This is a genomic window from Nocardia sp. NPDC004711 (assembly GCF_053601595.1).
In genome coordinates, this window is sequence record NZ_JBSGCB010000009.1 from 55,325 (window position 1) to 75,407 (window position 20,083).

Here is a 20,083-nt window from a genome sequence, read left to right on the forward strand (position 1 = left end):
GCTGGGGATGGGTCGATTGGCTTGATCTATAGTCGGTGGGTGACTCCGGAGCTGCGTCATCTGCGGTATCTGCTCGCCGTGGCCGAGCATGGGAGTTTCACGCGCGCTGCAGAGGATTTACATGTTTCGCAGCCCACGCTCTCGCAGCAGATTCGGCAACTCGAGCGGCTGGTGGGTGCGCCGCTGCTGGATCGGACCGGGCGCGCGGTCCGGCTCACCGATGCGGGGGAGGTGTATGCCCGGCATGCTCGGCTCGCGCTGGCCGAACTCGATGCCGCCGATCGGGCGGTGCACGATGTCGAGGATCTGTCGCGCGGGCATCTGCGGCTGGCATACACCCCGACTTTCGCGGCCTATCTGATCGGGCCGCTCATCGCCGAAGTGCGCGCCCGGCATCCCGGGATCACTCTCGATATTCGCGAGACCAATCAGGACGTGATCGAATCCGGGCTGCTGGCCGACGATATCGACGTCGGGATCGGGTTCGCGGGCGGGCACCTGCCGGGCATCGAGGCCGCCACCCTGTTCACCGAGACGCTGAGCCTGGTCGGCGCCGATCGCCGGGCCGCGCGCTCGCGCGTGCCGGCGGCGAAGCTCGCCGAATACGATCTCGCCCTGCTCAATCGGGAATTCGTCACCCGGCTGCACATCGACGCCTATTTTCGCGAGCAGGGTGTGAGCCCGCGAATCCTGGTGGAGGCCAACTCGATTCACGCCGTCATCGAGGCGGTTCAGCTCACCGCGCTCGCCACCATCCTGCCCGACGGCATCGCCCGCGATCATCCGCGCCTGACGGCCGTGGCGCTGGATCCGCCGCTGCCGACCCGGATCGCGGTTCTGCTCTGCCGCGAGAACGCCTATCGCACCGCGGCCGCGCGCGCCTTCTTCGGGCTCGCCCGGGACTGGAGCGCCCGCCAGGCCGGGTGAATCCCGCCTGCCGGTCAGACGTTCTGCCGATGGCCGGCATCGGCGTGGTCTATACCCGCCGGTCACGGCAATGGCGAGGGTGAACGGGACGGGGCGGGCCGATTGACGATCGGTGTTGTGTCAACAGACACTCGGAGGCCAGCCCGCGCTGGAAAACTCCTTCCGCCATGCGAAATCGAGGATCTACCCATGCTGGTTCCCGACGACACCGCCCAGCTCGTATCGCCGGTGGGTGACAGTGCGATCGCGGCGAATCCCCGCCCGGCGGACGCGGCCGGCGTCGCCTTCGCGCCCGGCCTGAGCACCCGCCTCTACAACCGGGACCTGGCTCCCACCCGACGCGCCGGCCGGCGCTGGTCGGGCTACAGCATCTTCACCCTGTGGGCGAATGACGTGCACAGCCTCGGCAATTACGGCTTCGCGCTGGGGCTGTTCGCACTCGGCCTGGGCGGCTGGCAGATCCTGGTGGCGCTGGGTCTGGGCTCGGCACTGCTGTTCGTGCTGCTCAGCATCACCGGGTTCATGGGCTACCGGACCGGCATCCCGTTCCCGGTGATGACCCGCATCGCGTTCGGCGTGCGGGGCGCGCAGATTCCGGCGCTGCTGCGCGGTGGTGTCGCCGTGGCGTGGTTCGGCATCCAGACCTACCTGGCCTCGCTGGTGCTGCGCGTGCTGATCATCGCGCTCGCGCCCGGCGCGGCGGACTGGGACCACAACGCGATCCTCGGCCTGTCGACACTGGGCTGGATCGCCTTCGGATCCCTGTGGGCCGTACAGACTTTCCTCGCGCAGCGGGGACTGGAGATGATCCGCAAGTACGAGGCGTTCGCCGGACCGGTCATCCTCGTCACCATGGCCGCGCTCGCGGTGTGGGTCTTCGCCAAGGCGGGCGGCTCGATCGCCTGGTCGGTCGACCACCCGCTGACCGGGTTCGCCATGTGGCACGAGATCTTCGCCGGAGCGGCGCTGTGGGTGGCCGTCTACGCCACCTTCGTGCTCAATTTCTGTGACTTCACCCGGGCATCGAAAAGCCCCGGTTCGATTGTGCGGGGCAACTTCTGGGGCATCCCGATCAACGTGCTCTTCTTCGGTGCCATCGTCGTCGTCATGGCCGGCGGCCAGCTCGAGATCGATGGCCGGGTGATCGCGAGTCCCGCCGACATCGTGCACGCCATCCCGAATACCGCCCTGCTGGTGCTGGCGTCGCTGGCGCTGCTGGTCCTGACCGTGGCGGTGAATCTGATGGCGAACTTCGTCGCCCCGATCTACGCGCTCACCAACCTGTTTCCCCGGACGCTGAACTTCGCCCGCGCCGGACTGGTCAGCGGCGTCATCGGGCTGGTCATCCTGCCGTGGAATCTGTACAACAGCCCGGCGGTCATCGAGTACTTCCTCGGCGGGCTCGGGGCGCTGCTCGGCCCGCTGTACGGCATCATCATGGCCGACTACTGGCTGCTGCGCCGCGGCCGCATCGACGTCCCCGCGCTCTACAGCGAGGATCCGGCGGGCGCGTATTTCTATCGGGGCGGCGTCAACCCGCGCGCCCTGGGCGCCTTCGTTCCGGCCGCCGCGGTGTCGCTGCTCATCGCGTTCATTCCCGCGCTCGACGCAGTGTCACCGTTCGCGTGGTTCATCGGCGCCGGATCCGGGGCCGTGATCCATCTCCTGATCGCCGACCGCAAGGTCGCGTTCGAGGACGTCTCGGGCGAGCCGATCGCCGTCGAGTGCACCCACTGAACCCACTATCCGGGAGGTAATCCGACATGCGGATTCTCGTCGTCAATGTCAACACGACCGCGTCGATGACCGACGCCATCGCCGCCCAGGCCCGCGCGGTCGCGGCCGAGGGGACGGAGATCGTCGGTCTCACACCGAGATTCGGCGCCGAATCGGTCGAGGGCAACTTCGAGAGCTACCTGGCGGCGGTCGGCGTGATGGACGCCGTGGTCAACTACCCGGAGCCGTTCGACGCGGTGGTGCAGGCCGGTTACGGCGAGCACGGGCGCGAGGGCCTGCAGGAGCTGCTCGACGTCCCGGTTGTCGACATCACCGAGGCCGCCGCCATGACGGCGATGCTGCTCGGCCACGCGTACTCGGTCGTGACCACCCTCGACCGGGCCGTGCCGATGATCGCCGACCGGCTCAAACTCGCCGGCCTGGAGGCGCGCTGCGCGTCCGTCCGCGCGAGCGGCCTGCCGGTGCTGGCCCTCGAAGCAGATCCGGCGGCGGCGGTGGTCGCCGTCGTCGACCAGGCCGAGCGTGCGGTCCGCGAGGATGGCGCCGAGGTCATCTGCCTGGGCTGCGGCGGCATGGCGGGCCTGGACCGCCGCATCGCCGAGCGCTGCGGCGTGCCCGTCGTGGATGGCGTGAGCGCTGCGGTCAAGCTCGCGGAATCGCTTGTCGCGCTGGGCCTGTCGACCTCCAAGGTGCGGACCTTCGCGGCGCCGCGCCCGAAGACGGTCACCGGGTGGCCGCTGTCGGGGGCCGCTGCCGAGCTGCTGTCCACCCTTCGCGCCTGACGCTCGCGCGGTATCGTTCCGGCTATGTCGCGGCGGAGCTCCCTGCGTCCGTGCGCTGCTCAAATGGGTCATTGGCATGAAAGCGGCTCCGCGCGCGAGGCATTCAGAGTGAAACGTGCGTAAACCAACGGTAGTGTGAATCCCCGTGACCCGATTGTTATCGGGTTCGATTCAGACTATTTGGAGATCGATGACTTCCATGAAGTACACAAAGTTCGTGGCCACCGCGTTCATTGCCGCCGCCGCGACCGGTGTCGCCGCGGGCACCGGTTACGCCGTCCCCGTCGACCCCGCTCCGGCGGTGGAGCAGTCCCCGTCGACGCTGCACGGCAGCCAGCAGGGCGTCGACTACAGCGTGGCGCTCACCGACGCGAACGACATCGTCACCCAGGTGACCGGCGGCCGGTTCAGCCTGGATGCGGCCAGCCAGACCGTGTTCCTGAAGAACCAGGCCGGTGATGTGGTGACCCAGGTGCCGCTGAACGGCACGCTGGCGGGCAAGCAGTACGGCCTCACCGCCGCCATCGACACCGCGGGCACCCAGCTGACTCTGACCTCGGTCTCGGCACCGGTGTCGACCGCCAAGGACATCGATTCGCAGGCCGACTTCTTCGGTCAGCTGCAGCACGCCGCGCTGGGCGGCATCATCGGCGGCATCCTGGGCGCCTTCCTGTTCGGGATCGGCGCGATTCCCGGCGCGATCATCGGACTGCTGATCGTCGGCGGACAGCCGCTGATCGACTCGGGCTCGGCCTATTTCAGCGGGCAGCCCTGAAAACGCTGATTCTCGGCGGCACCCGGGAAGCCCGGGAACTCGCCGACATCGCGTCGGGCGAGCGAGGATTCGACATCGTGTCCTCGCTCGCCGGGCGCGTGCGCGACCCCCTGCTGCCGGTCGGCAAGGTGCGCGTGGGGGGCTTCGGGGGCGTCGCCGGTCTGCGGGAGTGGTTGCACGGCAATGGAATCGAGGTCGTGGTGGATGCCACGCACCCGTTCGCCGGGGGCATCACCGCCAACGCCGCGGCCGCGGCCGCGAGTCTGGGGATACCGGTGCTGCACGTGCGGCGGCCGGGATGGACCGAGCAGCCCGGGGATCGATGGATGCGCGTTCCGGACCTGGCGCTCGCGGCGGAAGCCGCCGCAGCCCTGGGGAAACGGGTTTTCCTCACCATCGGCCGCCAGGGCGTGGCCGCGTTCGCGCACTCGGACGCGTGGTTCCTGATCCGGGCCATCGACCCGCCCGACGGGGCGATGCCGGTCGATCGCGAATTGCTGCTCGCCCGTGGGCCTTTCAGCGTCGCCGACGAGATCGCGCTGCTGACCCGGCAGCGCATCGACGTCATGGTGACCAAGGACAGCGGGGGAGCGCTGACCGAGGCCAAACTCACCGCCGCGCGCGAGCTCGGCATACCGGTCGTGATGATCGACCGGCCGCCACTGCCCGCGGGCGCGGAGCAGGTGGAAGCCGTTGCGGCAGCCTGGGATTGGCTGCGCGCCCGGCATGGAACGGGAAGCTAGGCCGGCCCGGGCTCAGGACAGGCGGCTGGTGCGGTCGAGCAGCTCCGGCAGCCGATCGAACCACTCCAGCACGGCGCGCTCGTAGCGGATGCCGAAATCCAGGGTGGCCCGTTCGTAGGGCGACATACGCTGTTCGTCGTGGCCGGACAGGTAGCCGGACAGGCGCTGCTCGTGGACGGTGCGGCCGGTGGCGACGATGCGTTCGAGCCGCTGGGGGTCGACGAACTCGCCGAAGGAGAGGGTCAGCAGCAGCGGCACCCGGATGGTCTCCGCGCCGGGATCGCGGGCGATCCACTCGGCGAAGGCCTCCCGGCCGTCCTCGGTGATCCGGTAGGGGGTGCGGTCGCGGGCGCCGGCCGCACCCTTGTCCACCAGTCCGTTCTGGTGCATGGTGGCCAGTTCGCGGTAGACCTGGCTCTGGGTGATGGTCCAGAAGTCGCCGATGCGATCCTGGGCCAGCGCCACCAGATCCCACCCGGACAATTCGCCCTGGTGGAGGAATCCGAGTAGGGACGCGGCCGTCGAGTTGAGCGGGCGTCGAGCATTGTCTTCAGGCACCGGCACTCCTTCCAGCCTACGTTCTACAGTGGAATATTAGTCTCCGTAGCGGCGCGACGTGAACACCCGGGGTCCACCGGCCGCGTCGAACACCGTGGTGGTCGACGCGCCGATGATCAACAGGGTCCGCATGTCCACCTCGGCCGGATCCAGCTCCGCCAGCGTCACCACCCGCACCGACTCGGCCGGGCCGCCCACATCGCGGCCGATCACCACCGGCGTCTGCGGCTTGCGATGCTCGAGCACGAGGTCGCGCATGGCCGCCACCTGCCAGGTGCGCTGCGACGATGCGGGGTTGTACACGGCGAACGCCATATCCGCCGACGCCACCGCCGAAATCCGTTGCGCCACCGTCTCCCACGGCTTGAGCCGATCCGACAGCGAGATCATGGCGAAATCATGCCCCAGCGGCGCGCCCATCCGGCTGGCCACCGCACTGGCGGCGGTCACGCCGGGCAGCACCCGCACCGGCACCTCCCGCCACTGTGGATCCGCCGACTCCTCGATCACCGCCGCCGCCATGGCGAACACGCCCGGATCGCCGGAGGAGACGACCACGACCTTCGCGCCCTGCTTGGCCATGTCCAAAGCCATTCCGGCGCGCTCGGATTCGACCCGATTGTCACTGGCGTGCCGCCGCTGCCCCGGACGCACCGGCACCCGGTTCACATACGTGGTGTACCCGACGATGTCGGTCGCCTCGGCCAGCGCCTGCCGAACCTCCGGCGTGGTCCATGCCTCCGCGCCCGGACCGAGACCCACCACCACGACCTCGCCGACCTGTCCCGCCGCGCCAGGTTCGCCACCGGCGACGCCCGCTGCGGGGGCGTGGGCGGCCGCGGTCCGCGGGCGGCCGTTCGTCGCGGAGGTGATACCGGAATCCGTAGTGGCACCGGTTGTTTCGGAGGATGTGGGCGCACTGTCGGCAGTCAGCGCGATCCGTGTCGCGGGTTCGGGGCCCGGCACTATCGTGATCGCGAAGTAGGGGACGCTCGCTTCGTCGACCTCCGCGGCGCGCAGCACCCGCTGGCGGGTCGAGCTGGCGCGTTCGACGTAGTAGGCGTCGCCGAGACGCCCGGAGTCGGAAAGGGCCTGGCGGACACCGGGGTAGGTCCGGCCCAGCTTCATGATGGCGGCCGCGTCGGTTTCGCGCAGGCGGCGGGTCAGTTCCTCGGTGGGCATGGTGCCGGGCAGCACGGTGAGGACCTGGTCCCCTTCCACCAGAGGGGTACCCAGGGCGGCGGAGGCGGCGCTGACCGAGGTGACGCCGGGGATGATCTCGGTGTCGAAGCGGTCGGCCAGGCGCCGGTGCATGTGCATGAACGAGCTGTAGAACAGCGGGTCACCGGCCGCGAGCAGGGCGACGGTGCGGCCCGCGGCGAGATGGCCGGCCAGCACCCCGGCCGCGCGTTCGTAGAACTCGTCGATCGCGCCCTGATAGCCGCCCGGGTGGTCGGTGGTCTCGGTGGTCACCGGGTAGACCAGGTGCTCCTCGAGCTGACCCTCGCGCATGTAGGGGGCCGCGATGGCGCGGGAGATGCTGCGGCCGTGGCGGGCACTGTGGAAGGCGATGACATCGGCCTCGCCGATGATCCGCGCGGCCTTGACCGTCACCAGTTCCGGATCGCCGGGTCCGAGCCCGACACCCCAGAGCTTGCTCATTCTTGTTCGCTCGCAATCGCATTGAGGGCGGCGGCGGTGATGGCGCTGCCGCCGCGCCGGCCCCGCACGGTCAGGAATTCGACACCGCCGTATTCGGCCAGGGCCTGCTTGGATTCCGCGGCCCCGATGAACCCGACCGGAATGCCGAGCACGGCGGCGGGCCGGGGCGCGCCGGCGTCCAGCATGTCCAGCAGGTGGAACAGCGCGGTCGGCGCATTGCCGACCGCCACCACCGCGCCGTCCAGCCGGTCGCTCCACAGTTCCAGCGCCGCAGCCGATCTGGTGTTGTCCATGCGGGCCGCCAGCTCCGGCACCCGGGGATCGTCGAGCAGGCACAGCACGTCGTTGCCGGCGGGCAGCCGCTTGCGGGTCACGCCCGAGGCGACCATCTTGGCGTCGCACAGGATCGGCGCGCCGCCCTGGAGCGCGGCCCGCGCCTTGGCCACCACATCGGTGCTGAACTCGACGTCACCGGCCAGATCCACCTGCCCGCAGGCGTGGATCATGCGCACCACCACCTGCGACACGTCCGCCGGGAACCGGGTCAGATCGGCCTCGGCCCGGATGGTCGCGAACGAGCGCCGATAGATCTCGGCCCCGTCTTTGAGATAGCTGGCACGCACGTCGGACATGGAGTCCACCCTAGATTTCGCCGTCGGGGCCGCGCTGAGCGGGTCGTGCGCCGGCACCTGGCGACCGGGTTCGGGCCGCCTCGCGACGGGGTTCAGCTGGCACAGTGGACCGTTCGCGACCGGACCGGATCACGTGCGGGGCCGTTCGAGCAGCCGGGACATGACGATATTGCTGCGGGTGCGCCCGACCCGCGCGTTCTCGCGAATACGCTCGACGGTCGCCTCGATCTCGGCCATATCGGTGGCCATCACATGCACCAGGGCGTCGGCCTCACCGGCGATCGTCCACACCCCCACCACCTGCGGAATGGGTTCGAGGCTGCGGCGCAGTTCGGCGGGGGAGATGTTGTCGCGGTAGAAGACTTCGACATACGCCTCGGTGCGCCACCCCAGCGCGGCCGGGTTCACCACCGCGGTGAAACCGGTGATCTGCCCGCCCGCCACCATCTTGTCGACCCGCCGCTTGACCGCAGGCGCGGACAGGCCGATCTCGGAGCCGATGTCCTGGAACGAGGCGCGCGCGTGCTTGAGCAGATGCGCCAGGATCTGCCGGTCCAGCTCGTCCATGCTCGGCCCTTTCGCAATGATGCGCACGCATGGGTGGCACGCAACGAATCGCCACTCATCCCGAGATCAGCGCAACGATTCGCTATTTCGAGCACAACGGTACGCCACCTACCTTCAGATCAGCCCCCGTCCGCGCCGCTTCCGAGGGAGTCTCGTTGACGTCCGTAGCCACGCTGCCCGCCCGTGATCCCGCCGCCCGCCGGCCCGTTCCCCGCCGCTATCTCATGTGCCGCCCGGAACACTTCGATGTCACCTACGCCATCAATCCGTGGATGGACACCTCCGACCCGGTGAACCGCGCCCTGGCCCTGGCCCAGTGGGACGGGCTGCGCGCCGCCTACGAGGCGCACGGGCATCGGGTCGAGGTCATCGAACCGGTTGCCGGACTGCCCGATATGGTGTTCGCCGCCAATGGCGGACTCGTCATCGGGGACCGGGCGCTCTCGGCCCGTTTCGCCAATCCCGAACGCGCACAGGAAGGTCCGGCCTTCCACGCGTGGATGGCGGCCCGCGGATTCGCCACGGTGGCCGCCGCCCGCGAAACCAATGAGGGCGAAGGCGATTTCGCCATCGCCGCCGACCGGATCCTCGCCGGGACCGGATTCCGCAGCGCTCCCGGCGCGCACGAGGAGGTGGCGGAGTTCTTCGGACTGCCGGTCGTCTCGCTGGATCTGGTGGATCCGCGGTTCTATCACCTCGACACCGCGCTCATGGTGCTCGACGACACCGTCGCGTACTACCCGGGCGCCTTCAGTGGGCCCAGCGCCCGGCTGCTGGCCGGCCTGTACCCGGACGCCCTCATCGCCGACGAGGAGGACGCGAATGTGCTGGGCCTCAACGGCGTCTGCGACGGCTACCACGTCTTCCTCAGCGAGAAGGCAGTCGGCCTGGCCGAGCAGCTGCGGGCCCGCGGCTACCAGCCGATCGGGATCGACCTGTCGGAGTTGCTCAAGTCCGGCGGCAGCGTGAAGTGCTGCACGCTCGAATTGCACCGGGTCAGAACGGCAGCCGGGTCCGGAACGGAGTGACCGCCGGATCGTGCAGCGGGTGCGCCAGGATCAGGAAGCGCAGCAGCAGGATCGCACCGGTGATCTGTAACAGCGCCAGCGGGATCTCACCGAGGATCGCCGTGCCCGCCGACACCCACACGTCCCGGGCATCGGCGGTCACGATGTCGAACCAGGCGTCCACCAGCAGTAGCAGCCCGGTGCCGAAGGCGGGGAGCAGCAGCACCACCCGCCGCTTCCAGCCCAGGTAGGCGGTGGTCGCCATCATCAGCACCAGCGCGATGTCGAACCCGATCCAGGCCAGCGACCAGTTCTGTGCGTGGTACTCCGCCGGCAGCGAGAACCCCAGGTACACGATCCACGGGATCAGCGCGAGACAGCCGCCGACCATGAGCGCCAACCGAACCCGCCGATGTACCCGCACCACCTCCGGCCGCGGCAGCACCCGCTCGGGCGGCAGCCGCAAACGCCCGATCAGCTCCCGCCGCTCGTCGTCGGACATCGCCGCGATCTCTTCATCGCTGACCTCAGGCACAGCCATGACCGCCTCCCGTCTCCGATGCTCGCCGCTGCCTAGGACCCACTGTGCACCAGCATGCGCGGCAAGCCGCGGCGGCATGCCCAGCGGGATTTCGTGGTAGTGCGGCCTGGGCAGCGTGCCCGCCGGGCAGTGCGAATGGCCTGGCACGGCAGGTGCGCGTTGCCGGGGCGGCAGACGGGGTTGACCGGTGTCGCGGGCGGGCCTGGCGGGGGCAGACGCGGGTTCTTACTCGGTGACGGCGACCTCGGCCTATGTGGACGGGACTATGCGGTAGCCGTCGGTCGTTGCGATGATGTCGGTGACCGCGCCCTTGGGGCGGCCGCAGCGGCGGTCGCAGCCGGACCAGTGCTGGCGGCCGGCGGCCACGATGTCATCGGCGTCGAGGCCTTCACGCGCGAATTGTGGTGCGCCGGTGGGGACTGCACGGCCGGTGTCCACGGCGTCCGTGGCGTCGGCGCGGACGTCGGTGAGCGACCTGGCGCAGCCGGGGCGGCCGGCACAGGCGCTGACCAGCAGCCAGGGGGAGTTGGCGTCGAAGATCAGGCCCATGGGGGCGAGGACGCGGACCACCTGCTCGGCCGTCCATTCGTCGAGATCGGTGAGGACCAGGCTGCGCCACGGGGTGAGGAACACGGGACGCTCGACGGCGGCGATGAATTCGGCGGTGCGGGCGGGCAGCGAGCCGAGGCGCACGCCGGCGCCGAGCGCGACCCGGTCATCGTCCTGATTCAGCCAGCCGATCGGAATGTCCTGGCGCACCGGCAGTTCGACGGGGTCGCCGGACGCGTCGAGGCCGGGCCGGGCGGTCAGCAGGTGATCGGTCAGTCGGGCGCCGCCGTCCGGGATCTCGTGCAACCGCCACTGGCCGTCGCGCAGCTCCAGGAAACCGTGCGCCGCGGTGAGCATGAGATCCACCGCGTCGGCAGGGGATACGCGGATACCGGAGTCCTTGCCTGCCAACAGGAGTGCGTAGGTGTTCTCGTCGAGCGCGTGCACACCGATATCCCCGCCCAGTCCGCTGACATCGCCGCGACCGTCGTCGAGGGTGAACAGCACCCGGCCGGGCAGGTCGGCCAGTCGCGGATGCGCCTGCAAACCTTCGTCGAGCGTCGGCACCAGGGGATGCACATCGGTCCATCCGCCGACCCGCCCGGACAGCGGAGAGGCGACGATGTTCCGCACCCGCTCGTGTGTCGCGCTGGGTAACAGGCCCGCGTCGGTCAGCCGCTCGGTGAGCGCGGCCGCATCCCGCACCTGCCGGAACTGCACATTGCCGCGGGAGGTGAGCTCGATATTGCCGTCGCTCAGATCGACGGCCGCGGCGGCCAGGGCCTGCACCTGGCCGGGGGAGAGGTGTCCGCCCGGCACCCGGATGCGAGCGAGGGGACCATCGGCCGCTTGGTGCAGGCGCACCACGCCCGGGCAGGAATCGGGATCGGTTCGCGTCATGACGCCCCCAGCCTACGGAGGACGCCGAGGTCGGGCACCTACGGGCCGGGAACGGGACGGACCAGCACCCACAAGTATCCACATCTATAGATATTGCGATCTGAGCATGTGTCGTGCGCGAGTCGGTCCGTGCCGAACCTGGAGCATGGATCACGAAGCCGCAGTTGGTCTTTCAGGGCGGGGATGCGTCCTGCTGGTGGTGGTCGTCGCCATGGTGATCCGCCTGGGCTGGCGTCGGCGCCCGCCACGCCTACGACGCCGAGGTCGCCGCCCGCCTCGCCGTCGCCGCCCGCCTCGCCGTCGCCAGCTGTCGTGCGCGCCCTTTCAGGCTGTGCGGCGCGGAGTGGCTGGCCCCGGACAGCAGGATTCCGGGGTGTGAGCCCCGGAATCCTGCTGGAAGGGCGGGTGGGTCAGCGCATGCGATGCGGTTCGATGGCCAGTGGGGCGCCGCGGCGGCGGGCGAAGGCGGGGGTGGATTCCCAGGTGTCGTTCAGGAGGCTCGGGACGTTGTGGTGGTCGACGTGGTCGCGGTGGACGGTGGTGGTCATGACCGTGATGCCGAACAGGATGGTCGCGGCGCAGACGATGCCGGCGAGCATGGCCCACTCGGTGTGACCGGTGCCGGCGGCCGTGAGGGCCATGGCCAGCGTTGCGAAGGCAACCAATACGCAAAAGTATCCCGACCAGGCAGCAAAGCGGTTCCGCCTGACCCATCCTGGAGTGGTTGGCATACGGGCAGCGTACGCGGCGTCCAGTTGCGCACGAAGGAGCTCGGAGGAGCCTTTGCCGCACTGTGATCCGGGCGCGATAGCGGCCCCGCGGAGTCGGCGCGATAGCATCGGCGAGCTCGTCGAACGGAAGAATCCGGTGCAATTCCGGTGCGGTCGCGCCACTGTGACAGTCAGACCTTCCCGGCGGGCGCCGAACCGTGCTGGGCGCGTCACCCTAGGAAGGCCTGAAACCTGTGATCCTGCTGCTGTCCACCTCCGACACCGACCTGCTGAGCGCGCGGGCGAGCGGCGCCGAGTATCGGCTCGCCAATCCCGCGCGCCTGCTGCCGGCGGACCTGCCCGCCCTGCTCGACGGCGCCGAGCTGGTGATCGTGCGCATCCTCGGCGGCAAACGCGCCTGGGAGCCGGGGCTGGAGACGGTGCGCGCCAGCGGGATTCCGCTGGTCGCCCTCGGCGGTGAGATCGCGCCGGACGCCGAGCTCATGGAGTGCTCCACGGTGCCGGGCGGCGTGGCCGCCGACGCCCACAACTACCTGGCGGCGGGCGGCCCGCGAAACCTGCTGCAGCTGCACAACTTCCTGTCCGACACGGTGCTGCTCACCGGGCACGGCTTCGAGCCGCCCGTGGAGATGCCGAGCTGGGGTGCGCTGGAACGGGATTCGCGTCCGGTCGGGGCGGACGCCCCGACGGTGGCGGTGGTCTACTACCGCGCCCAGCATCTGGCCGGGAACACCGGCTACATCGATGCACTGTGCTCGGCCATCGAGGACAAGGGCGCGCGGGCGCTGCCGGTGTACTGCGCCTCGCTGCGCACCGCGGAACCGGAACTGCTGGCCGAACTGCGCACCGCCGACGCGCTCGTGGTGACGGTGCTGGCGGCCGGCGGCACCAAGCCCGCGACCGCGTCGGCGGGCGGCGACGACGAGGCGTGGGATGTGGGCGCGCTCGCGGATCTGGATGTGCCGATCCTGCAGGGCCTGTGCCTGACCAGCGGTCGCGAGCAGTGGGAGGCCAATGACGACGGCCTGTCTCCGCTGGATGTGGCCACGCAGGTGGCGGTGCCGGAGTTCGACGGGCGGATCATCACGGTGCCGTTCTCGTTCAAGGAGTTCGACGCCGACGGGCTGTCGACGTATGTGCCCGATCCCGAGCGTGCGGCGCGGGTGGCGGGCATCGCGGTGCGGTATGCGCGGCTGCGGCACATTCCGGCGCACCGGAAGAAGGTCGCCCTGGTGCTGTCGGCGTATCCGACCAAGCATGCCCGGATCGGCAATGCGGTCGGCCTGGACACGCCTGCCAGCGCCATCCGGCTGCTCACCGAAATGCGGCTCGCCGGTTACGATCTCGGCGCGGCGGGGGAGATCCCGGGCTTGGAAGAGGCCGACGGCGACGCGCTGATCCACGCGCTCATCGCCGCGGGCGGGCAGGATCCGGACTGGCTCAGCGCCGAACAGCTGGAGGGCAACCCGATTCGCATCGGCGCCGACCTGTACACGCGGTGGTTCGAGACGCTGCCGGAGGATCTGCGCGCGGCCGTGATCGAGGCGTGGGGACCGCCGCCGGGCGAGCTCTATGTCGACCGGTCCGCGGACCCGAAGGGCGAGATCGTCATCGCCGCACTGCGTTTCGGCAATGTGGTGCTCATCGTGCAGCCGCCGCGCGGGTTCGGGGAGAACCCGGTGGCCATCTATCACGACCCGGATCTGCCGCCGAGCCACCACTACCTGGCCGCCTACCGCTGGCTTGCCGCGCCGGAGGGCTTCGCCGCCGACGCCGTGGTGCACCTGGGCAAGCACGGCAATCTGGAGTGGCTGCCGGGCAAGACCCTCGGCATGTCGGCCTCGTGCGGCACCGATGCCGCCCTCGGCGACCTGCCGCTGATCTACCCGTTCCTGGTGAACGACCCGGGCGAGGGCACCCAGGCCAAGCGGCGCGCCCACGCCACCCTGGTCGACCACCTGATCCCGCCCATGGCGCGCGCCGAAACCTACGGCGACATCTCGCGTCTGGAGCAGCTGCTCGACGAGCACGCCAATATCTCCGCGCTCGACCCGGCCAAGCTGCCCGCCATCCGCCAGCAGATCTGGACGCTCATGCGCGCGGCCAAGATGGACCACGATCTGGGCCTGACCGAGCGGCCGGACGAGGAATCCTTCGATGACATGCTGCTGCACGTCGACGGCTGGCTGTGCGAGATCAAGGACGTGCAGATCCGCGACGGCCTGCACATTCTCGGCCAGGCTCCGGCGGGTGAGGCCGAGGTCGACCTGGTGCTGGCCATGCTGCGCGCCCGCCAGCTGTGGGGCGGCGAGGTCAATGTCCCGGGTCTGCGAGAAGCGCTGGGGCTCAGTGAATCCGGGGACGAGGCCCGTGAACGGGTGGACGCGTTCGAGAAGCTGGCGCGCGAACTGGTGCTGACCATGCAGGAGGTCGACTGGGATGTCGACTCCATCGACGCGGTCACCGAGACCCTGCTGGCCGGCGAGCTCGCCGATGCGGCCGGGATCACCGAGGTCCCGGCCCGCCTGGCCGAGGTGCGCAAGGTGCTCGGCTTCGCGGCGACCGAGGTGGTGCCGCGGTTGCGGCAGACCAGCATCGAGATCTCACGAATCCTGCACGCGCTCAACGGCGGCTTCATTCCGGCCGGGCCGAGCGGATCGCCGCTGCGCGGCCTGATCAATGTGCTGCCGACCGGCCGCAACTTCTACTCGGTCGACCCGAAGGCGGTGCCGTCGCGGCTGGCCTGGGAAACCGGTCAGGCCATGGCGGATTCGCTGCTCGCACGGTACCTGGCCGACCACGGCGAGTACCCGCGCTCGGTGGGCCTGTCGGTGTGGGGTACCTCGGCCATGCGCACCTCCGGCGACGATATCGCCGAGGTGTTCGCGCTGCTGGGCGTGCGGCCGGTGTGGGACGAGGCCAGCCGCCGCGTCACCCGGCTCGAGGCCGTCTCGCTCGAGGAGCTGGGCCGGCCGCGCATCGACGTGACCGTGCGTATCAGCGGCTTCTTCCGTGACGCCTTCCCGCACGTACTCGCGCTGCTGGACGATGCGGTGCGATTGGTGGCCGAGCTCGACGAGCCCGCCGAATCCAATTATGTCCGTGCCCACGCCCAGGCCGACCTGGCCGAGCACGGGGACGAACGCCGGGCCACCACACGGATTTTCGGCTCCAAGCCGGGCACCTACGGTGCGGGCCTGCTGCAGCTCATCGATTCCAAGAGCTGGCGCACGGATGATGATCTGGCCCAGGTGTACACGGCCTGGGGCGGTTTCGCCTACGGCCGCGACCTGGACGGCGCGCCCGCTGCGGACGACATGCGCACGGCGTACCGGCGAATCGCGGTGGCGGCCAAGAACACCGACACCCGCGAGCACGACATCGCCGACTCCGACGACTATTTCCAGTACCACGGCGGCATGGTCGCGGCGGTACGCGCGCTGACCGGCAAGAATCCCGAGGCATACATCGGCGACAGCACCCGCCCGGACGCGGTGCGCACTCGCACCCTGTCCGAGGAGACCACCCGGGTGTTCCGGGCGCGCGTGGTGAATCCGCGCTGGCTCGAGGCCATGCGCCGGCACGGGTACAAGGGCGCGTTCGAAATGGCCGCCACCGTCGACTATCTGTTCGGCTACGACGCCACCACGAATGTGGTCGCCGACTGGATGTACGAAAAGCTCGCGGAATCCTATGTTTTCGACGAGACCAATCGGAAGTTCATGGAGCAGTCGAATCCCTGGGCGCTGCACGGTATTGCGGAGCGCTTACTGGAGGCGGCGGAGCGGAAACTCTGGGAACAGCCCGACAATGACACCCTGGATCGGCTGCGGCAGATCTATCTGGAAACCGAAGGCGAACTGGAGTAATCGAATTCGACCGGTCTGTTCGATCGGTCGCGGCATGCCGGGGTGACGCGCAGGACAAGGGCGGACAACCCCGGCACCTCGGTCTTCCCTGCCCTCCGGCCCGAGGGGATCATGAGAATCGTCCCGGTGTCGCGTTCGGGGCGGACTTCGTACTCGTCACCAGGCACCGGGTCACCCGGTAACGTTCCAAAGGCGTTGCCGGGTCCGATAATTCGATGTGGGAATTTCCTCGATTCGCCGCGCCCTCGCGTATGCGTAATCGAGTTGCAGTGTTCCGGCGTATCCCATGGATGCGCCTGCTCGGCCCTGCGGGCATTGTCGGCTGCGGTGTCGGCGGACTCCTCGGCGCGATCATCGCCGGGGATCAACCCTAGCTCGAACCAGGGGCGGAAACACGCACGGCCGCCGGACCGGTCGAGCCGGTCCGGCGGCCGTGCGCGAATACCGTTACGCCGGAACGATTTCGATGCCGATGGTGCCCGCGCTGCCGCGACGCACCTTGCTCAGGGTGATGCCCAGCCAGCCCTGAATGCCGTAGCGGCGCTTGATGAGATCGCGCACCCGCTCGGTGCCGGCCGCGTCGAGTACGGTCGCGCTGCCCTTCACGATCTCGCCGCGGGTCTTGCCGCGCAGATCGCACGCCTGCACGGTGACCTCGGGATTGCGGCGGACGCGCTTGACCTTCCAGCTGTCGGTGACGGTCCAGACATAGAGGCGGCCATTGTCGAGCGCGGCCCACACCGGCGTGCCGACCGGCGTGCCGTCTTTCTTGTAGGTGACGAGATTGACGTAGTTCGCGGTGCCCACGGGCCCGAACGGGTTGTCCACCTCCGCAGCCTATCCGGAACCGGCGTACGACGCGGATCACGCGCCGCGTACGGGCGGGGATCCCGGTCGGGTCCGGACCGTGGGTCGCGAACCGACCGGCGTGGCGGACCCGTTCGGCGCCTAGTACGCGGAGGCGGCTTCGTGGGTGGTGTCTCGCGGCGCCGCGAAGTCTGCGACCAGGTCGGCGACCGTCGCGGCATGGGTGAGCGGCAGATAGTGGCCCGCGCGCGGCACGATCAGGAGCCGGCCGTTCGGGCAGGCACGCAGGAAACGCTGCTCGCCCAGGCGGAAGTGGTCGTGGCCGCCATTGATCAGGCGCACCGGGCCCGGGTAGGTCGCCAGCGCGGCAACCGGATCGAAACCGGATATGGCGGCGAGCACATCCGGAATCACCTCGGTGGCGATGCCGCCGCGGGCGATCGCCGCGGCGACCCGGGGTGGCGCCGCACGGTCGAAGACCTTCTCGCTGAGGGCCTGTCCGCCGTCGGGCCGGGACGAGAGGACGCGATGCATGAGCCGGAACGGGGTCGCCAGTGCGGGCCCCGGGACCAGGGTGGCGCCGACGAGCATCGCGCCCGCTACCTGGTCCGGATGGGCGGCCGCGGCCGCGATGGTGGTGAGACCGCCCAAGGAATGGCCTACGACCAGCGCGGATCCGCCGAGTCGATCGAGACCCGCGCGCACGGCCTCGACCGCGCCCGGCAGCGTGAAGCGCTCGCCACGGCGGGTGCCGTGGCCGGGTAGATCGATCGCCAGGACCGGGCGCTGCGGGGTGAGGTGCTCGCCGACCTCCACCCAGCAGGTGCTGCTCAGCCGAATGCCGTGGACCAGCAGGACAGGCGTTCTCGTCATGACTACCTCCCGAATCGAAATGCAACGCCGCGTTGCGTTTCCATGAAAGCAGTGCCGGAGATACAACGCAACGTTGTGTTGTACTTTGGGGGAGTGACGACACCGGGACGACGATCGGCGGGCAGGCCGCGACAGGCCGAGGCGATCTTCGGGGCGACCCTGGAGCTGCTGGCTGCCAAGGGCTATGACGGGCTGACCATGGAGGCGGTGGCCGAACGGTCGGGGGTGAACAAGACGACGCTGTACCGGTGGTGGCCGGCCAAGGACGCGCTGCTGGCCGCGGCGCTGATCGACTCCGACGTACTGGCCTTCCCGGTGCCGGACACCGGCAGCCTGCGGGGCGATCTGCTGGCACTCGCGCAGGCGATCGCGGGGCTGTTGACCGCCGAGGCGACCGCACCCATCGCGATCGCCGTGCTGGCGGCCGCCCCGGCGCGCCCGCACCTGGCGGCGGTCGGGGCGTCGTTCTTCGCCGACCGGCTCGGCCGCGAGCAGCCGGTGTTCCAGCGCGCGATGGCCCGGGGTGAACTGGCCGCGACCTGCGATCCCGCGGCGATCATGGACCTGCTCGCCGGCGCGATCTGGTTCCGGCTGCTGCTGCGCGGCGAGCCACTGACGCCCGAATACGTCAGCGGCGCAGTCGATCTGGTGATGGCAGGCCTACCCGCGGCCGGCCGGGCGGGCTAGGCGGGATTCGCCCCGACCATCCGCAGCGCGAGCGCCGCATAGTCGGCGCCGATCTCCTCGGGGGAGCGGCGGTAGTCCTTCTGGTACCAGCGTGCGGTGTCCACGCACAGCGACATCAGCGCCAGCGTGACGGCATTGGTGTCGGCGACGTCGAAGACGCCGTCGGCGAGGCCCTGGCTCACGAGATCGCGGACCAGGCGGTGAATGGCGACCTGGAGGTCGACGACCTCGGAGCGGTGCTCGGGGGTCAGGTCGGTCATGTGGTGCAGGACCACGCGCACCGAGGCGGCGTGCTCGGCATGCCAGACGGTCAGATCACGCACCACGGCGCTGAGATGGTCGGCGGCGCTGCCGGAACCGGCGGACGCGGCCACCGCGACCTGCTGGGTCAGGCGCATGGACGACAGCGAGATGCGGTAGAGCACTTCCTCTTTGGAGCCGAAGTGCACATACAGGCCCGCGGGGCTCAGCCCGGCGCGGGCGGCGATGTCGCGGGTGGTGGTGGCGTGGAAGCCGCGCTCGGCGAAGGCGTCGATGGCGGCCAGGAAGATCCGGCGCTGGCCCTCGGGGAAGCGGCGCTGGGTGAGCTCCAGGTGCGCCACCGCGGCGGTGTCACGAGAGCCGTCGGCGGCGGTGTCGCGGATGCCGTCCCCGGTGATCGGCGCGATGTCGTCGTTACCCATCGAATGAGTATCTCCCAGAGAGTGTTTCACTCGATCACCGGCCGGGCGCGAGGGATGCCCGGCCGGTGGGGGTGACGTGGCTCCGGTCACATGTAGACTAAGCGGGCGCTTAGATGGGCGGTGTCGTTGCGGTCCCGAGACCGTGACGCCGGGATCCGCCGGGCATCCGCGTAGCCCGGACGTCGATCCCCGTCACGCGGCCGGGCGCGGAAACCCGACGTGCCGTCCGGGTTTCCGCGCCCAGGCCGGACCGGTCACGCCGCGCGGGTGAGGACCTGCGGGCCCGCGTCGGTGATGGCGATCGTGTGCTCGGAGTGCGCGGTGTGCGAGCCGTCGGCCGAGCGCAGGGTCCAGCCGTCCGGGTCGGTGACGATGCGGTCGGTGCCGCGCGCGAACCAGGGTTCGATGGCGAGGGTAAGGCCGGGGCGCAGCCGGAAGCCGCGCCCGGCGCGGCCGTCGTTGGGTACGTGGGGGTCCTCGTGCATGGTGCGGCCCAGGCCGTGGCCGCCGAATTCGGTGTTGATGGGGTAGCCGCCGGCGCGGGCGACCTGTGCGATGGCCGCGGACAGGTCGCCGATGCTGTTGCCGGGCCGCGCCGCCGCGATGGCCGCGTCGAGGGCCTGCTCGGTGGCGCGGACCAGGCGCGCGTCCTCCGGATCGGGGGTGCCGACGATGGTGGTGACCGCGGAGTCGGCGACCCAGCCGTCGATGCTCACCGCCAGATCCATGCTCAGCACATCGCCGTCGCGCAGGGCGTAATCGAACGGAAGTCCGTGCAGCACGGCGTCGTTGACCGAGAGGCAGACGGTGTTGCGGAACGGGCCGCGTCCGAACGAGGGGGTGTAGTCCCAGTAGCAGGAGACCGCGCCGCGCTCGCGGATGCGGTCGCGCACCACGGCCTCCAGTTCCAGTAGATTCACCCCGATCTGCGCCTTCTCTCGCAGTTCGCTCAGCACTCCGGCCACGAACTGCCCGGTCACCCGCATGCGTTCGATCTCGGCCGGGCTCTTGAGCTCCACCATGACAACCTCCTCGTTTCGGTATTTTTATACC

Annotated in this window: 19 protein-coding genes; 8 read left to right on the forward strand and 11 right to left on the reverse strand. The window is 69.9% G+C overall.

Annotated features, from left to right (window positions below; all coding sequences use genetic code 11):
* Positions 1–39 precede the first annotated feature (39 nt).
* The 5 genes from cynR (at position 40) to ACWEKS_RS10785 (ending at position 4,964) form a co-directional block, all read left to right on the forward strand.
* Positions 40–927: a transcriptional regulator CynR gene (cynR, locus tag ACWEKS_RS10765; protein WP_452339865.1), complete on the forward strand. Its 888-nt coding sequence runs from the start codon at positions 40–42 to the stop codon at positions 925–927.
* 189 nt (positions 928–1,116) lie between these two features.
* Positions 1,117–2,664 carry an NCS1 family nucleobase:cation symporter-1 gene (locus tag ACWEKS_RS10770; protein ID WP_452339866.1) on the forward strand — a complete coding sequence of 516 codons (1,548 nt, stop codon included), beginning with the start codon at positions 1,117–1,119 and terminating at the stop codon, positions 2,662–2,664.
* 26 nt (positions 2,665–2,690) lie between these two features.
* Entirely contained in the window at positions 2,691–3,446 is a 756-nt protein-coding gene (locus ACWEKS_RS10775) for an aspartate/glutamate racemase family protein (protein ID WP_452339867.1), read from the forward strand.
* Positions 3,447–3,645: 199 nt separating this feature from the next.
* On the forward strand, positions 3,646–4,221 hold the full coding sequence (locus ACWEKS_RS10780) for a hypothetical protein (RefSeq protein ID WP_452339868.1): 576 nt from the start codon (positions 3,646–3,648) through the stop codon (positions 4,219–4,221).
* Entirely contained in the window at positions 4,218–4,964 is a 747-nt protein-coding gene (locus tag ACWEKS_RS10785; protein ID WP_452339989.1) for a cobalt-precorrin-6A reductase, read from the forward strand. The genes ACWEKS_RS10780 and ACWEKS_RS10785 overlap by 4 nt, the downstream gene beginning before the upstream one ends.
* A gap of 12 nt (positions 4,965–4,976) precedes the next feature.
* Here the strand turns inward: ACWEKS_RS10785 and ACWEKS_RS10790 are convergent, their stop codons facing one another.
* The 4 genes from ACWEKS_RS10790 to ACWEKS_RS10805 all read right to left on the reverse strand — a co-directional run bounded on the left by ACWEKS_RS10790 (position 4,977) and on the right by ACWEKS_RS10805 (position 8,383).
* The gene (locus tag ACWEKS_RS10790; RefSeq protein WP_379400066.1) at positions 4,977–5,522 is read right to left on the reverse strand and encodes a PadR family transcriptional regulator; all 546 of its coding nucleotides are present in this window, start codon (positions 5,520–5,522) and stop codon (positions 4,977–4,979) included.
* Between the two features lie 36 nt (positions 5,523–5,558).
* The gene (gene cobJ / locus ACWEKS_RS10795; protein WP_452339869.1) at positions 5,559–7,184 is read right to left on the reverse strand and encodes a precorrin-3B C(17)-methyltransferase; all 1,626 of its coding nucleotides are present in this window, start codon (positions 7,182–7,184) and stop codon (positions 5,559–5,561) included.
* Positions 7,181–7,816, reverse strand: a complete 636-nt coding sequence (locus tag ACWEKS_RS10800) for a precorrin-8X methylmutase (RefSeq protein ID WP_452339870.1) — start codon at positions 7,814–7,816, stop codon at positions 7,181–7,183. The genes cobJ and ACWEKS_RS10800 overlap by 4 nt, the downstream gene beginning before the upstream one ends.
* 129 nt (positions 7,817–7,945) lie before the next feature.
* A complete protein-coding gene (locus ACWEKS_RS10805; RefSeq protein WP_379380569.1) occupies positions 7,946–8,383 on the reverse strand; it encodes an Lrp/AsnC family transcriptional regulator in 438 nt (145 codons plus the stop codon).
* Positions 8,384–8,538: 155 nt separating this feature from the next.
* Here ACWEKS_RS10805 and ddaH point away from each other — a divergent pair, with 155 nt between their 5' ends.
* Positions 8,539–9,411, forward strand: coding sequence for a dimethylargininase (gene ddaH / locus ACWEKS_RS10810; protein ID WP_452339871.1), 873 nt, complete (start codon positions 8,539–8,541; stop codon positions 9,409–9,411).
* On the opposite strand, the gene ACWEKS_RS10815 is transcribed toward ddaH, so the two are convergent.
* The 3 genes from ACWEKS_RS10815 to ACWEKS_RS10825 form a co-directional block, all read right to left on the reverse strand.
* Positions 9,380–9,931: a hypothetical protein gene (locus ACWEKS_RS10815; protein WP_452339872.1), complete on the reverse strand. Its 552-nt coding sequence runs from the start codon at positions 9,929–9,931 to the stop codon at positions 9,380–9,382. The genes ddaH and ACWEKS_RS10815 overlap by 32 nt on opposite strands.
* 249 nt (positions 9,932–10,180) lie before the next feature.
* Positions 10,181–11,380 (reverse strand): precorrin-3B synthase, encoded by a 1,200-nt coding sequence (gene cobG / locus ACWEKS_RS10820; protein WP_452339873.1) that lies wholly within the window; start codon positions 11,378–11,380, stop codon positions 10,181–10,183.
* A gap of 410 nt (positions 11,381–11,790) precedes the next feature.
* Positions 11,791–12,045, reverse strand: coding sequence for a hypothetical protein (locus tag ACWEKS_RS10825; RefSeq protein WP_452339874.1), 255 nt, complete (start codon positions 12,043–12,045; stop codon positions 11,791–11,793).
* 299 nt (positions 12,046–12,344) lie between these two features.
* Here ACWEKS_RS10825 and cobN point away from each other — a divergent pair, with 299 nt between their 5' ends.
* Positions 12,345–15,980 (forward strand): cobaltochelatase subunit CobN, encoded by a 3,636-nt coding sequence (gene cobN / locus ACWEKS_RS10830; RefSeq protein WP_452339875.1) that lies wholly within the window; start codon positions 12,345–12,347, stop codon positions 15,978–15,980.
* 447 nt (positions 15,981–16,427) lie between these two features.
* On the opposite strand, the gene ACWEKS_RS10835 is transcribed toward cobN, so the two are convergent.
* Together ACWEKS_RS10835 and ACWEKS_RS10840 are read right to left on the reverse strand one after the other, a co-directional pair.
* Positions 16,428–16,808, reverse strand: coding sequence for a PPOX class F420-dependent oxidoreductase (locus ACWEKS_RS10835; RefSeq protein WP_354832266.1), 381 nt, complete (start codon positions 16,806–16,808; stop codon positions 16,428–16,430).
* Between the two features lie 120 nt (positions 16,809–16,928).
* The gene (locus ACWEKS_RS10840; protein ID WP_452339876.1) at positions 16,929–17,660 is read right to left on the reverse strand and encodes an alpha/beta fold hydrolase; all 732 of its coding nucleotides are present in this window, start codon (positions 17,658–17,660) and stop codon (positions 16,929–16,931) included.
* Positions 17,661–17,753: 93 nt separating this feature from the next.
* On the opposite strand from ACWEKS_RS10840, the gene ACWEKS_RS10845 reads away from it, so the two are divergent.
* Entirely contained in the window at positions 17,754–18,347 is a 594-nt protein-coding gene (locus tag ACWEKS_RS10845) for a TetR/AcrR family transcriptional regulator (RefSeq protein ID WP_452339877.1), read from the forward strand.
* Here ACWEKS_RS10845 and ACWEKS_RS10850 read toward each other — a convergent pair.
* Together ACWEKS_RS10850 and map are read right to left on the reverse strand one after the other, a co-directional pair.
* Entirely contained in the window at positions 18,344–19,030 is a 687-nt protein-coding gene (locus tag ACWEKS_RS10850; RefSeq protein ID WP_452339878.1) for a TetR family transcriptional regulator, read from the reverse strand. The genes ACWEKS_RS10845 and ACWEKS_RS10850 overlap by 4 nt on opposite strands.
* 254 nt (positions 19,031–19,284) lie before the next feature.
* Entirely contained in the window at positions 19,285–20,052 is a 768-nt protein-coding gene (gene map / locus ACWEKS_RS10855; protein ID WP_452339879.1) for a type I methionyl aminopeptidase, read from the reverse strand.
* Positions 20,053–20,083 lie beyond the last annotated feature (31 nt).

Coding starts and splice junctions, on each gene's coding strand:
- cobJ (WP_452339869.1), bottom strand. CDS start 7,184: ATGAGCAAGCTCTGGGGTGTCGGGCTCGGACCCGGCGATCCGGAACTG.
- ACWEKS_RS10850 (WP_452339878.1), bottom strand. CDS start 19,030: ATGGGTAACGACGACATCGCGCCGATCACCGGGGACGGCATCCGCGAC.
- ACWEKS_RS10770 (WP_452339866.1), top strand. CDS start 1,117: ATGCTGGTTCCCGACGACACCGCCCAGCTCGTATCGCCGGTGGGTGAC.
- ACWEKS_RS10815 (WP_452339872.1), bottom strand. CDS start 9,931: ATGGCTGTGCCTGAGGTCAGCGATGAAGAGATCGCGGCGATGTCCGAC.
- map (WP_452339879.1), bottom strand. CDS start 20,052: ATGGTGGAGCTCAAGAGCCCGGCCGAGATCGAACGCATGCGGGTGACC.
- cobG (WP_452339873.1), bottom strand. CDS start 11,380: ATGACGCGAACCGATCCCGATTCCTGCCCGGGCGTGGTGCGCCTGCAC.
- ACWEKS_RS10800 (WP_452339870.1), bottom strand. CDS start 7,816: ATGTCCGACGTGCGTGCCAGCTATCTCAAAGACGGGGCCGAGATCTAT.
- ACWEKS_RS10775 (WP_452339867.1), top strand. CDS start 2,691: ATGCGGATTCTCGTCGTCAATGTCAACACGACCGCGTCGATGACCGAC.
- ACWEKS_RS10780 (WP_452339868.1), top strand. CDS start 3,646: ATGAAGTACACAAAGTTCGTGGCCACCGCGTTCATTGCCGCCGCCGCG.
- ACWEKS_RS10805 (WP_379380569.1), bottom strand. CDS start 8,383: ATGGACGAGCTGGACCGGCAGATCCTGGCGCATCTGCTCAAGCACGCG.
- ACWEKS_RS10840 (WP_452339876.1), bottom strand. CDS start 17,660: ATGACGAGAACGCCTGTCCTGCTGGTCCACGGCATTCGGCTGAGCAGC.